12 protein-coding genes are annotated in these 12,509 nt (G+C 72.6%); 11 read left to right on the forward strand and 1 reads right to left on the reverse strand.

Features of this window, described 5'->3' with window-relative positions; all coding sequences use genetic code 11:
- Nucleotides 1-40: 40 nt before the first annotated feature.
- Entirely contained in the window at nt 41-460 is a 420-nt protein-coding gene (locus tag ACFUUZ_RS30745; protein WP_378702380.1) for an SRPBCC family protein, read from the reverse strand.
- A 156-nt stretch (nt 461-616) separates the two neighbouring features.
- Between ACFUUZ_RS30745 and steA the strand changes: the two genes are divergently transcribed.
- The 11 genes from steA (at nt 617) to der (ending at nt 12,476) form a co-directional block, all read left to right on the forward strand.
- Nucleotides 617-1,831 (forward strand): putative cytokinetic ring protein SteA, encoded by a 1,215-nt coding sequence (steA, locus tag ACFUUZ_RS30750; RefSeq protein WP_378702382.1) that lies wholly within the window; start codon nt 617-619, stop codon nt 1,829-1,831.
- Nucleotides 1,832-1,841: 10 nt separating this feature from the next.
- Nucleotides 1,842-2,786 (forward strand): copper transporter, encoded by a 945-nt coding sequence (locus ACFUUZ_RS30755; RefSeq protein WP_378702384.1) that lies wholly within the window; start codon nt 1,842-1,844, stop codon nt 2,784-2,786.
- 156 nt (nt 2,787-2,942) lie between these two features.
- Nucleotides 2,943-4,661: a CTP synthase gene (locus tag ACFUUZ_RS30760; protein ID WP_378702386.1), complete on the forward strand. Its 1,719-nt coding sequence runs from the start codon at nt 2,943-2,945 to the stop codon at nt 4,659-4,661.
- 5 nt (nt 4,662-4,666) lie between these two features.
- Nucleotides 4,667-5,374, forward strand: coding sequence for an NUDIX domain-containing protein (locus ACFUUZ_RS30765; RefSeq protein WP_378702388.1), 708 nt, complete (start codon nt 4,667-4,669; stop codon nt 5,372-5,374).
- Nucleotides 5,375-5,381: 7 nt separating this feature from the next.
- The gene (gene xerD, locus ACFUUZ_RS30770) at nt 5,382-6,302 is read left to right on the forward strand and encodes a site-specific tyrosine recombinase XerD (RefSeq protein WP_378702390.1); all 921 of its coding nucleotides are present in this window, start codon (nt 5,382-5,384) and stop codon (nt 6,300-6,302) included.
- 396 nt (nt 6,303-6,698) lie between these two features.
- The gene (locus ACFUUZ_RS30775; RefSeq protein WP_378702400.1) at nt 6,699-7,511 is read left to right on the forward strand and encodes a ParA family protein; all 813 of its coding nucleotides are present in this window, start codon (nt 6,699-6,701) and stop codon (nt 7,509-7,511) included.
- The gene (locus tag ACFUUZ_RS30780) at nt 7,508-8,365 is read left to right on the forward strand and encodes a segregation and condensation protein A (RefSeq protein ID WP_378702392.1); all 858 of its coding nucleotides are present in this window, start codon (nt 7,508-7,510) and stop codon (nt 8,363-8,365) included. The genes ACFUUZ_RS30775 and ACFUUZ_RS30780 overlap by 4 nt, the downstream gene beginning before the upstream one ends.
- A complete protein-coding gene (gene scpB, locus ACFUUZ_RS30785) occupies nt 8,362-9,018 on the forward strand; it encodes an SMC-Scp complex subunit ScpB (protein WP_378702394.1) in 657 nt (218 codons plus the stop codon). Before ACFUUZ_RS30780 ends, scpB begins: the two co-directional genes overlap by 4 nt.
- A gap of 7 nt (nt 9,019-9,025) precedes the next feature.
- Nucleotides 9,026-10,327 carry a pseudouridine synthase gene (locus ACFUUZ_RS30790; RefSeq protein ID WP_378702396.1) on the forward strand — a complete coding sequence of 434 codons (1,302 nt, stop codon included), beginning with the start codon at nt 9,026-9,028 and terminating at the stop codon, nt 10,325-10,327.
- 65 nt (nt 10,328-10,392) lie between these two features.
- Complete coding sequence (cmk, locus tag ACFUUZ_RS30795; protein WP_378702402.1) at nt 10,393-11,064, forward strand: (d)CMP kinase; 672 nt, start codon at nt 10,393-10,395, stop codon at nt 11,062-11,064.
- Entirely contained in the window at nt 11,061-12,476 is a 1,416-nt protein-coding gene (gene der, locus ACFUUZ_RS30800) for a ribosome biogenesis GTPase Der (protein ID WP_378702398.1), read from the forward strand. The genes cmk and der overlap by 4 nt, the downstream gene beginning before the upstream one ends.
- Nucleotides 12,477-12,509 lie beyond the last annotated feature (33 nt).

A 12,509-nucleotide genomic window follows, 5' to 3' on the forward strand; every position in this document is an offset into this window, starting at 1 on the left:
CCCGGCCCTCGGGGCCGGGCGCTCTCGGGGAAAGCGTGGGTCAGCGGACCGCTTTCTGCGCTCCCTTGATCATGGTGGTGATCAGGTTGCGCAGGCCGAACTCCAGCACCTTGCCGGGCACGGGGAGCTTCGGCTCGGACTCCATGGTGTAGCTGACCAGGGTGCCGCCGTCGGTGTCGGCGAAGGTGACGACGCCGATGTGCCGCTTGACCGGCGCGCCCGCCACGATCTTGTACGCCATCCGCTCGTTCGGGACGAGCTCGGTGATCTCCTCGGTGACCCCGACGCCGCCGACGCCGACGACGTGCTGCGCGCCGACGCCCTCGCGCTCGGTGGCGCCCGGCCGCTTCAGGGTGATGTTCACCGCCAGGTGCGGGCTCAGGCTCTCGCGGTTCGCGAAGTAGCGGTAGACGACGTCGCGCGGGGCGGCGACGACGGCGTCGACGGTGGTGCTGGCCATGAAGAGCTCTCCTCGGATCGGACTGTCTGCGACAGCAGCATATCGGGTTGGCTGGGCATTCGCCGGAGTGCTCGCGGTGGTATCACTGTGACGAATGTGGCGACGGATGCGGCGCGCCTCCACCCATGGTTGAGGGTTTGCGGAGATCATCGGCCCATGAAGATGCCGGCGCTGCTCTCGCGAGGTTCGGAAACGCTGCCCGGTCGCTCTGGGATAGCCAGGGTGGATCGCAATACCCGGCGCCTGCTGAAACGGGTCGGCCCCGGCGATATCGCGGTGCTGGACGAGCTGGATCTGGACCGGGCGACCGCGGATCGGCTGCTGGAGGCGGGCGTCGTCGCCGTCGTCAACACCTCGCCGTCGATCTCCGGCCGGTACCCGAACCTCGGCCCCGAGGTACTGGTCGCCAATGACGTGCTGCTGCTGGACGCGCTGAGTTCGGATGCCTTCGCCAAGATCAAGGACGGCGCCAAGATCCGGATCCACGACGGCGTCGTCTACGCCGACAAGCTGGTGAAGAAGGAACCGGAGGTGCTGCTCGACGGGATCGAGCTCACCGAGTCGGTGGTGGGGGACCGGATGATCGAGGCCCGCAACGGCCTCGCCGACCACCTGGAGGCGTTCGCGGGCAACACGATCGAGTTCGTGCGCACCGAGAGCAGCCTGCTGATCGACGGCGTCGGCGTGCCGGAGCTGGCGCTGAGCATGAAGCAGGCGCACGTCGTCGTGGTCGGCGACGGCCCTGACCACGCCGACGACCTGCGCAGGCTCAAGCCGTTCGTCAAGGAGTACGCGCCGATCATGGTCGGCGTCGGCCGCGGCGCGGACACGCTGGTGCGGCAGGGGTACAAGCCGGACCTGATCGTCGGCGACCCGGACGAGATCACCACCAAGGCGCTGCGCGCGGGCGGCGAGGTGATCCTGCCCGCCGACACCGACGGCCACGCCAAGGGGCTGGAGCGGATCCAGGACCTCGGGATCGGCGCCACCACCTTCCCCTCCTCCGGCTCGCCGACCGACCTGGCGCTGCTGCTCGCGCACCACCACGGCGCGGCGATGATCGTCACCGCGGGGGCGGCGGCCTCGCTGGACGAGTTCTTCGACCGCGGGCGCCGGGACAGCAACCCGGCCACCTTCCTGACCCGGCTCAAGCTCGGCACCTCGCTGGTCGACGCCAAGGCGGTCGCCACGCTGTACCGGCACCGCGGCTCCGGCGCGGCGCTGGCGCTGGTGGTGCTGGCCGCGCTCGTCGCGGTGATCGTGGTGCTGGTCGCCTCTGACAGCACCGGCGCCGCGCTGGACTGGGGGATCGACATCTGGAATCGCTTCGCCGTCTGGGTGCAGGGCCTGGTCGGCGCGCGCGACAACTGAGGGGACCGGCATGATCTCGCTGCGCCAGCACGCCATCTCGATCGTGGCGATCTTCCTCGCGCTCGCGCTGGGGGTGGTGCTCGGGTCGCAGACGCTCGCCGCCGACCTGCTCGGCGGGCTGCGCTCGGACAAGGCGGAGCTGCGGGTCCAGCTCGACGCCGCGACCGAGCAGAACCGGCAGCTGACCGAGCAGTTGGGCACTGCCGACCAGTTCCTGGTGAAGTCGGCCGGGGCGGTGGTGCAGGGCACGCTGGCGGAGCGGACGGTGCTGATATTCACCACGCCGGACGCGGCGCCCGAGGACGTGGACAAGGTGAGCCGCAATCTGGAGGCCGCCGGGGCGGCCATCACCGGGCGGATCGCGCTGAACGCGCCGTTCCTCGACACCGGGGAGGGCGACCGGCTGCGCAGCGCGCTGATCAACGTGCTCCCGGCGGGCGCGCAGCTGCGCACCGGCGCGACCGATCAGGGCAGCATCGCGGGCGACCTGCTCGGGCAGGTGCTGCTGCTCGACCCGGCGACCGCGCAACCGCGCAGCACGCCGGAGGAGTTCGGGCTGGTGCTGGAGACGCTGCGCGGCGGCGGGTTCCTGGCCTACGGCGATGACCCGGTGCGCGCGGGGCAGTTGGCGGTGGTGATCACCGGGGACATGCCGGACGCCGCCGACGGCAGCAGGGGCGCGACCCTGGCCCGGTTCGCGGGCGGGCTGCGCGCGGCTAGCGCGGGTGTGGTGCTGGCCGGGCGGCCGGGTGCGGTGAACGGGCAGGGGCCGATCGACGTGGTGCGCTCGGACACGTCGCTGGCCGCCAGGGTGACCACGGTGGACAACATCGACGGGGAGATCGGCCGGGTGACCGCGGTGCTCGGGCTCGGGGAGCAGTTGAACGGCGGGGCCGGGCGCTACGGGACCGGCGCCAAGGCGACGGCGCTGACGCTCGAGGCACCGACGAGCTGACGGCGCCGCGTAGCCGGTGTGGGCATCCCCCGACCTACTTGTCCGCGACGCAAGTCACAGCGGTGGGGAGCGCGCATCACCGCCAGCTGGCGACTTTTCGGCAAACCGCGCGTGGCGGGTGAGCGGCGGCGCGGACGCATGTTACCGTGAAGACCCGTGGGTCAAACACGGATTCAGGCGCGAACAGCCACGAAGCACATCTTCGTCAGCGGTGGCGTCGCCTCCTCACTGGGCAAGGGTCTTACCGCTTCCAGCCTCGGTCAGCTGCTGACCGCGCGCGGGCTCCGGGTGACGATGCAGAAGCTCGACCCCTACCTCAACGTCGACCCCGGCACCATGAACCCCTTCCAGCACGGCGAGGTGTTCGTGACCGAGGACGGCGCCGAGACCGACCTGGACGTCGGGCACTACGAGCGCTTCCTCGACCGCGACCTCTCCCGGGACGCGAACGTGACCACCGGGCAGGTGTACTCGACGGTGATCGCCAAGGAGCGGCGCGGCGAGTACCTGGGCGACACGGTGCAGGTGATCCCGCACATCACCGACGAGATCAAGAGCCGCATCCTCGCCATGAGCGCGCCGGACGTCGAGGGCATCATCCCGGACGTGGTGATCACCGAGATCGGCGGCACCGTCGGCGATATCGAGTCGCAGCCGTTCCTGGAGGCGGCCAGGCAGGTCAGGCACGACGTCGGCCGGGAGAACGTGTTCTTCCTGCACGTCTCGCTGGTGCCGTACCTGGCGCCCTCCGGCGAGCTCAAGACCAAGCCGACGCAGCACTCGGTGGCCGCGCTGCGCAGCATCGGCATCCAGCCGGACGCGCTGATCCTGCGCTGCGACCGCGAGGTGCCGCAGGGGCTGAAGAGCAAGATCGCGCTCATGTGCGACGTCGACGTCGACGGCTGCATCTCCACCCCGGACGCGCCGTCGATCTACGACATCCCGAAGGTGCTGCACCGCGAGGGGCTCGACGCCTACGTGGTGCGCAGGCTGGGGTTGCCCTTCCGGGACGTGGACTGGACCGTGTGGGGTGACCTGCTGGACCGGGTGCACTCGCCGCGCGAGACCGTCGAGGTGGCGCTGGTCGGCAAGTACGTCGACCTGCCCGACGCCTACCTCTCGGTCACGGAGGCGCTGCGCGCGGGCGGCTTCGCCTCGCGCGCGAAGGTGCAGATCCGCTGGGTGCAGTCGGACGACTGCGCGACCCCGGCCGCCGCGGCCGCCGCGCTGCGCGACGTGGACGCGGTGCTCATCCCCGGCGGGTTCGGCATCCGCGGCATCGAGGGCAAGGTCGGCGCGATCACCTACGCCCGCACCCGCGGGCTGCCGCTGCTCGGGCTCTGCCTCGGGCTGCAGTGCGTGGTGATCGAGGCGGCCCGCTCGATCGGGCTCGCGGAGGCGAACTCGGCCGAGTTCGAGCCGGAGACGCCGCACCCGGTGATCTCCACCATGGCCGACCAGAAGCAGATCGTGGCGGGCGAGGCCGACCTGGGCGGCACCATGCGGCTCGGCGCCTACCCGGCGGTGCTGGCCAAGGGCTCGCAGGTGGCGCTGGCGTACGGCACCGACCAGGTTTCCGAGCGGCACCGGCACCGGTACGAGGTGAACAACGCCTACCGGGACCGGATCGCCGAGAGCGGGCTGAAGTTCAGCGGCACCTCGCCGGACGGGCTGCTGGTGGAGTTCGTCGAGCTGCCCGCCGACAAGCACCCGTTCTTCGTCGCCACCCAGGCGCACCCGGAGCTCAAGAGCCGCCCCACCCGGCCGCACCCGCTCTTCGCGGCGCTGATCGCCGCGGCGCTGAAGTACAAGCTGGCGGAGCGGTTGCCGGTCGACATCCCGGACGAAGAGTTCGCGGGCGCGGAGCAGGGCTGACCGGCATGAGCGAAGCGGGCCGGGAGGCGGGAGCGGGCGGGTCCTCGCTCGGGCCGGATGGGCACAGCGCGAGCGAGCAGGCGGGGCAGCACGTCTTCGAGACCGTCTCCTCGGAGACCGTCTACAGCGGGGCGATCCTGGCGCTGCGGCTGGACCAGGTGGTCATGCCGGGCGGCAAGGTCGCCGAGCGCGAGGTGGTGGAGCACCACGGCGCGGTCGCGGTGGTCGCCGTGGACGACGCCGGTGACGTGGTGCTCATCCGGCAGTACCGGCACCCGATCGGCGCCAGGCTGCTGGAGCTGCCCGCGGGGCTGATCGATGTCGAGGGCGAGGACCCGCTGGCGGCGGCGCGCCGGGAGCTGGCCGAGGAGACCGGGCTGGCGGCCGCGCGCTGGTCGGTGCTGGTCGACGTCGCGCTCTCGCCGGGCTTCACCGACGAGGCGCTGCGCATCTACCTGGCCGAGGGGCTCACCGCGACCGACCGGCCCGCCCCGGAGCTGGAGGAGGCCGACATCGCGCTGGTCCGGCTGCCGGTCGCCGAGGCGGTGCGGGCCGCGCTGGCGGGCGAGATCGTGAACGCCACCGCGGTCGCCGGGGTGCTCGCGTTCGCCGCCGCGCGCGGCACCGGCGCGGCGCTGCGGCCTGCGGACGCGCCGTGGCCGGGGCAGCCGACCGCCCTGCTGCGCAGGCAGGCGCGGCAGCGCGAGAGCTGACCGCGCGGTGCTCGCCGGGGAGATCGAGGGCTACCTGAACCACCTGGCGGTCGAGCGCGGCGCGGCCCGCAACACCGTCGGCGCCTACCGCCGCGACCTGACCCGCTACCGCGAGTTCCTCGAGGGCAGGGGGATCACCGCGCTGGAGCGGGCCTCCGAGGCCGACGTGGCCGAGTTCGCCACGGCGCTGCGCGCGGGCGGGGCGGGCCGCCCCGCGCTGGCCGCGGGCTCGGTGGCGCGGGCGCTGATCGCGGTGCGCGGGCTGCACCGCTTCGCCGCCGCCGAGGGGGTGGCGGACACCGACGTGGCGCGCACGGTCAAGCCGCCGAGCCAGGGCCGCAGGTTGCCCAAGGCGCTGCCCTACGACCAGGTGCTGGCGCTGCTGGAGGCGGCGGGCGGCGAGGCGGAGGCGCCGCGCGCGCTGCGCGACCGGGCGCTGCTGGAGCTGCTGTACTCGACCGGCGCCAGGATCTCCGAGGTGGTCGGGCTGGACGTGGACGACCTGGACACCGACGGCCGCTCGGTGGTGCTGCACGGCAAGGGCGGCAAGCAGCGGATGGTGCCGATCGGGCGCCCCGCGCTGGCCGCGGTCGACGCCTACCTGGTGCGCGGGCGCCCCGCGCTGTGTCCGAAAGGCCGGGTGGCGGGCAACCCCGCGCTGTTCCGCAATGCCAGGGGCGGCAGGCTCTCCAGGCAGAGCGCCTGGCAGGTGCTACAGCGCGCCGCCGAGCGGGCTGGGATCGAGGCCGCGGTCTCGCCGCACACGCTGCGGCACTCGTTCGCGACGCACCTGCTGGACGGCGGCGCCGACGTCCGGGTGGTGCAGGAGCTGCTCGGGCACGCCTCGGTGACCACGACGCAGATCTACACCCTGGTCACGGTGACGACGCTGCGCGAGGTCTGGGCGACCGCGCACCCGCGCGCGTGACCCGGCCGGAGCCGCCCGATTTCGTACCCACCGGCCGGTAATCCGGACGGGCGGGGGCGAGACGGTGAACACTGGGACGCGCGTGTCCGAGCGACGGTGCCCCGCACGAGGCGGTAGCGTCTATCGGGAGCTGGACCGTACGAGAGCGAGGTCACGCCGTACCGGCTTCGCTACGCTCGGCAAGGAACGGGCAGGACGTATAAGGAGCAGCGGATCGTGACGACAGCCAGTGCGGGGCGGCCGAGCAACCCGTCCGTCCGGGGTCCGTCCGCCCGCGCGGAGCGTCGCGCCGACGCCGAGCCCAAGGGGCCATCCGAGGCGGCGGCCAGTTCGCTCTGGGGCGACGGCGCCGAGCCCGTTCCCGAGGACGCCGACCTCGGCCCCACCGGCAGACCGCTGCGCGCGGTGCCGGACCCGCCGCCGGTGGACAAGACCGGCCAGGCGCTGATCGTCGCCATGTGCAACCAAAAGGGCGGCGTCGGCAAGACCACCTCCACCATCAACCTGGGCGCCGCGCTCGCCGAGTACGGCCGCCGGGTGCTGCTCGTCGACCTCGACCCGCAGGGCGCGCTCTCCGCCGGGCTCGGGGTGGCGCACCACGACCTCGAGTACACCGTGCACAACCTGCTGGTCGAGAATCGGATCGGGATCGACGACGTGGTGATGGAGACCAGGGTCGACGGCCTCGATCTGCTGCCCAGCAATATCGACCTCTCCGCCGCGGAGATCCAGCTGGTGAACGAGGTCGGCCGAGAGCAGTCGCTGGGCCGCGCGCTGGCCCCGGTGCGGGACCGGTACGACTACATCCTGATCGACTGCCAGCCCTCGCTCGGGCTGCTCACCATCAACGCGCTGGCCTGCGCGGACGGCGTCATCATCCCGATGGAGTGCGAGTACTTCTCGCTGCGCGGGCTGGCGCTGCTCACCGACACCGTCGACAAGGTGCGGGACCGGCTGAACCAGCGGCTCAGCCTCTACGGCATCGTCGTCACCATGTTCGACGCCAGGCTGCAGCACGCCAGGCAGGTCATGGCCCGGGTGGTCGAGGTCTTCGGCGACCTGGTCTACGACACCGCCATCGGCCGTACCGTCCGCTTCCCGGACGCCAGCGTCGCCGGGGAGCCGATCACCACCTGGGCGCCCAAGTCGACCGGCGCCGAGCAGTATCGATCGATGGCCAGAGAGGTCATCCACCGGTCCGGCCGGTGACCGCGACCGTCACCGCGGAGGCGCCCGAGGCGCCGCGTCACACGTTCCACCTGCGGCTGAGCAATTTCGAGGGGCCGTTCGACCTGCTGCTGCAGCTGATCAGCGCGCGCAAGTTGGACGTCACCGAGGTCGCGCTGCACAAGGTCACCGACGAGTTCATCGCCTACACCAAGGCGCTCACCGCGGCCATGTCCGCGCCGAACGGGCTGCGCGCGGACAAGATCCTGGACGAGACCACCGAGTTCCTCGTGGTCGCCGCCACTCTGCTCGACCTCAAGGCGGCCCGGCTGCTGCCCGCGGGCGAGATGACCGACGCCGAGGACCTGGAGCTGCTGGAGGCGCGCGACCTGCTCTTCGCGCGGCTGCTGCAGTACCGGGCGTTCAAGCAGGTCGCCGAGTTGTTCGCGGAGCTGGAGGCGGTGGCGCTGCGGCGCTACCCGCGCTCGGTCGGGCTGGAGGAGCGGTTCGCCGGGCTGCTGCCCGAGGTCACGCTCGGGGTGGACGTGCCGCGGTTCGCGGAGATCGCCGCGGCCGCGTTCCGGCCCAAGCCGCGGCCGCGGGTCGGGCTGGACCACCTGCACGCGCACACCGTCTCGGTGGCCGAGCAGGCGGAGCTGGTGCTGAACCAGCTGAAGGAGCGCGGGGTCGGCGGCTGGACCGGCTTCGCCGAGCTGATCACCGGCTGCACCGAGCCGATCGAGATCGTGGCGCGCTTCCTCGCGCTGCTCGAGCTGTACCGGGGCAGGCACATCGAGTTCGACCAGCCGGACCCGCTCGGGCCGCTCCGGGTCAGCTGGACCGGCGATCCGGAGGCGGTGCGGGACCCGGCGAGCATTGAGGAGGACTACGGATGACCGAGCCGGTGGCGAAGTTCACGCCGGAGCCGCTGGACGGCCCCGAATTCCGGGCGGCGCTGGAGGCCATGCTGCTCGTCGTGGACGCTCCGGCCCCGGTGGAACAGCTGGCCGCGGCGCTGGACGACACCACGGAGCGGGTGGAGACGGCGCTGCGCGGGATGTCCGCCGAGCTCGCCGCCAACGGCAGCGGAATCGACCTGCGTTTCGTCGGGGACGGCTGGCGCTTCTATACTCGCAGCGAGTACGCACCCTATGTGGAACGGGTACTGCTCGACGGCGCACGGACCAAGCTGACCAGGGCGGCGCTGGAGACGCTCGCGGTCATCGCGTACCGCCAGCCGGTCACCAGAACCAGGGTCGGCGCGGTGCGCGGGGTCAATGTCGACGGCGTGATGCGCACGCTGCTGGCACGGGGCCTCATCGCCGAGGACGGTGTCGACCCGGAGACCAACGGCACCCTCTACCGCACCACGGAGCTGTTCCTGGAGCGGATCGGGCTGGCGTCGCTCAGCGATCTGCCGCCACTGGCGCCGCTGCTCCCCGGCGTCGACCTGATCGACGAGATCAACGAGAGCCTGGAGACGGATCCCCGCTACACCAGGCTGCGGAAACCCGCCGAGGCCGAACTGGACCTCGGCACCGAGAACTGAAGGAACTATGAATACGCCCGCTCGCCGAGATGGCACACCGGACCGTAGATACCGCAGCGACCAGCCCGGTCGCGGGCGGCCGGAGCGCGGACAGCGCGCCGCCGCCGCCCGCGCCGACGGCGCCCGTCGCGCGGACGAGGAACGCGATCGCAGGCGTGCGGGCGGAGATCGCGACAGCAGGGGCGGCGGCTACGGACGTCGCGACGACCGCGCCGACGGCGGCTACGGCCGCAGGGGCGGAGGCGCCGGACGCTCCGAGGGCGGCTACGGCCGCAGGGACGACCGCGCTGACGGTGGTCACGGCGGCCGGGACGACCGCGCCGGACGCTCCGGCGGCGGCTACGGCCGCGGGGACGCGGGCGGCGGTCGGTCGAGCGGCGGCCGCTACGGCGGCTCCGGCCGCCCCGACGGCGGCCCCGGTGGCCGCAGGGACGATGCCGCCGCGCGCCGCGACTCCCGGCCCGCGGCCAAGAAGGCGAAGCCGGAGCGGCAGCAGAGCTCGACCCCGCTGCTCAGCAATGCCAAGCCCGCCAAGCACCAGCACGCGGAGGGCGGCCACACCAAGCTTCCGTGGGGCGAGGGCGAGCGGCTGCAGAAGGTGCTCGCCAAGGCGGGCGTCGCCTCGCGGCGCGCCGCCGAGGAGTTGATCGCGCAGGGCAGGGTCGAGGTGGACGGCGCCATCGTCACCGAGCAGGGGCTGCGGATCGACGCGGAGAACGCGGTGGTCCGGGTGGACGGCACCCGCGTCGTCGTCCGCGAGGAGCTCGTGCACCTGGCGCTGAACAAGCCGCGCGGCTGGCAGTCGACCATGTCCGACGACCTGGGCCGCCCGTGCGTCGGCGACATCGTGGCCGAGCGGGTCGCCGCGGGCCAGCGGCTCTTCCACGTCGGCAGGCTGGACGCCGACACCGAGGGGCTGCTGCTGCTCACCAACGACGGCGACCTGGCGCACCGGCTCATGCACCCCTCCTACGAGGTGCACAAGACCTACCTGGCCACCGTGCGCGGCGAGGTGGACCGCTCACTGGGCAAGCGGCTGCGCGCGGGCATCGAGCTGGAGGACGGCCCGGCGAGCGTCGACCGCTTCCAGGTGCTCGAGGTGAACGAGGGACGATCCCTGGTCAAGCTGGAGTTGCACGAGGGGCGCAAGCACATCGTGCGCAGGCTGCTGGCCGAGGTGGGCCACCCGGTGGACCGGCTGCTGCGCACGCACGTCGGCCCGGTGGCGCTCGGCGATCAGCGTCCGGGCACCCTGAAGGTGCTCGGGCGGGACGAAATCGGCAAACTCTACGAGGCGGTGCAGTTGTGAACGGTCTGGAGATCCCGGTGGTCGATACCGCGCGGTTGTCGGACGATTCGCCGCTGGTGGTGGCGATGGACGGCCCCTCGGGCACCGGCAAGTCCAGCGTCTCGCGCAGGCTGGCCACCCGGCTGCGCGCCCGCTACCTGGACACCGGCGCCATGTACCGGGTCGCCACCCTACGGGTGCTCCGGCTCGGCGTCGACCCGGCCGACCAGGCTGCGGTCGCCGCCGCGGTCGCCGAGCTGCCGCTGACCATCGGCACCGACCCGGGGCAGGAGCTGATCCTGCTGGCGGGCGAGGACGTCGCCGACGAGATCAGGGGCAGCGTAGTCACCCGCGCGGTCTCCGCGGTCTCCGCCGTGCCCGAGGTGCGCGAGCTGCTGGTCGAGCTGCAGCGCGAGATCACCGCGGGCGCGGGCCGGATCGTGGTCGAGGGCCGCGACATCGGCACCGTCGTGCTGCCGGACGCGGACGCCAAGGTCTACCTGACCGCCTCCGCCGAGGCCCGCGCCGACCGGCGCAACCAGCAGAACATCCGCGAGGGCAGGGGCGACGACTACGCGGGGGTGCTCGCCGACGTGCAGCGCCGGGACACCCTCGACTCCACCAGGGCGGTCTCCCCGCTGCGCCCGGCCGCGGACGCGGTGCAGGTGGACACCAGCGAACTGGACATGGACGAGGTCATCGACGAGCTGTACCGGGTCGTCGGGCACGCCGTGGCCGGAAACGGAAGGACCCGGTGACCGAGGACGTACTGGCCGGAGACGGCATCTGGAGCGACGAGTCCGACTGGGAGATCGACGATTTCGATCCCGAGGCGGAGGCGGGCGAGGAGCTCGCCATGCCGACCCTCGCCGTGGTCGGCCGCCCCAACGTCGGCAAGTCGACGCTGGTGAACCGGATCCTCGGCAGGCGCGAGGCCGTCGTCGAGGACATCCCCGGCGTGACCAGGGACCGGGTCTCCTACGAGGCGAACTGGGCCGGGCGGCGCTTCTGGGTGCAGGACACCGGCGGCTGGGAGCCGGACGCCAAGGGGCTGCAGCAGTCGGTGGCCCGCCAGGCCGAGCTGGCCATGTCGACCGCCGACGCCATTCTGCTGGTGGTGGACGCCGTCGTCGGCGCCACCGCCACCGACGAGGCCGCGGTCAAGCGGCTGCGGCGCAGCAAGATCCCGGTGATCCTGGTCGCCAACAAGGTGGACGACGCGCGCGCCGAGGCCGAGGCGGCGTCGCTGTGGTCGCTCGGGCTCGGCGAGCCGCGGATGGTCAGCGCCGCGCACGGCCGCGGCACCGGCGACCTGCTCGACGACGTGCTCGCGGTGCTCCCGGAGACCCCGCGCGAGGGCGCCACCGGGACCGGCCCGCGCCGGGTCGCGCTGGTCGGCAAGCCGAACGTCGGCAAGTCCAGCCTGCTGAACAAGCTGGCCGGGGACGAGCGCTCGGTGGTGCACGACGTCGCGGGCACCACCGTCGACCCGGTGGACTCGCTGGTCGAGCTGGGCGGCAAGATCTGGAAGTTCGTCGACACCGCCGGGCTGCGGCGCAAGGTCGCGCACGCCTCGGGCACCGAGTTCTACGCCTCGCTGCGCACCAAGGCGGCGCTGGAGGCCTCCGAGGTCGCGATCATGCTGATCGACGCCTCGCAGCCGCTCACCGAGCAGGACCTGCGGGTGATCAGCCTGGTCGCCGACTCCGGCCGGGCGCTGGTGCTGGCCTTCAACAAGTGGGACCTGGTCGACGAGGACCGGCGGCTCACCCTGGAGAAGGAGGTCGACCGCGACCTCGTCCGGGTGCCGTGGGCGCAGCGGGTGAACATCTCCGCGCACACCGGCCGCGCGGTGCAGAAGCTGGTGCCCGCCATGGAGGGGGCGCTGGAGTCCTGGGACAAGCGGATCTCCACCGGCCGGCTCAACACCTGGCTCAAGGAGGTCGTCGCGGCGACCCCGCCGCCGATGCGCGGCGGCAGGCTGCCCCGGGTGCTCTTCGCCACCCAGGCGAGCACCCGCCCGCCCACCTTCGTGCTCTTCACCACCGGCTTCCTGGAGGCCGGGTACCGGCGCTTCCTGGAGCGGCGGCTGCGCGAGGAGTTCGGCTTCGACGGCTCGCCGGTGCGGATCTCGGTCCGGGTGCGGGAGAAGCGCGAGCGCAAGAAGTAGCGGACGACGCGAACGGCGGGGACGGTCATCGAC

It is taken from the genome of Nocardia sp. NPDC057353, assembly GCF_042667085.1.
GTDB lineage: Bacteria > Actinomycetota > Actinomycetes > Mycobacteriales > Mycobacteriaceae > Nocardia.

Bases quoted from the DNA above. Each gene is read 5' to 3' on its own strand.
- ACFUUZ_RS30745 (WP_378702380.1), bottom strand. From the start codon at position 460: ATGGCCAGCACCACCGTCGACGCCGTCGTCGCCGCCCCGCGCGACGTC.
- steA (WP_378702382.1), top strand. From the start codon at position 617: ATGAAGATGCCGGCGCTGCTCTCGCGAGGTTCGGAAACGCTGCCCGGT.
- ACFUUZ_RS30755 (WP_378702384.1), top strand. From the start codon at position 1,842: ATGATCTCGCTGCGCCAGCACGCCATCTCGATCGTGGCGATCTTCCTC.
- ACFUUZ_RS30765 (WP_378702388.1), top strand. From the start codon at position 4,667: ATGAGCGAAGCGGGCCGGGAGGCGGGAGCGGGCGGGTCCTCGCTCGGG.
- scpB (WP_378702394.1), top strand. From the start codon at position 8,362: ATGACCGAGCCGGTGGCGAAGTTCACGCCGGAGCCGCTGGACGGCCCC.
- ACFUUZ_RS30790 (WP_378702396.1), top strand. From the start codon at position 9,026: ATGAATACGCCCGCTCGCCGAGATGGCACACCGGACCGTAGATACCGC.
- cmk (WP_378702402.1), top strand. From the start codon at position 10,393: ATGGACGGCCCCTCGGGCACCGGCAAGTCCAGCGTCTCGCGCAGGCTG.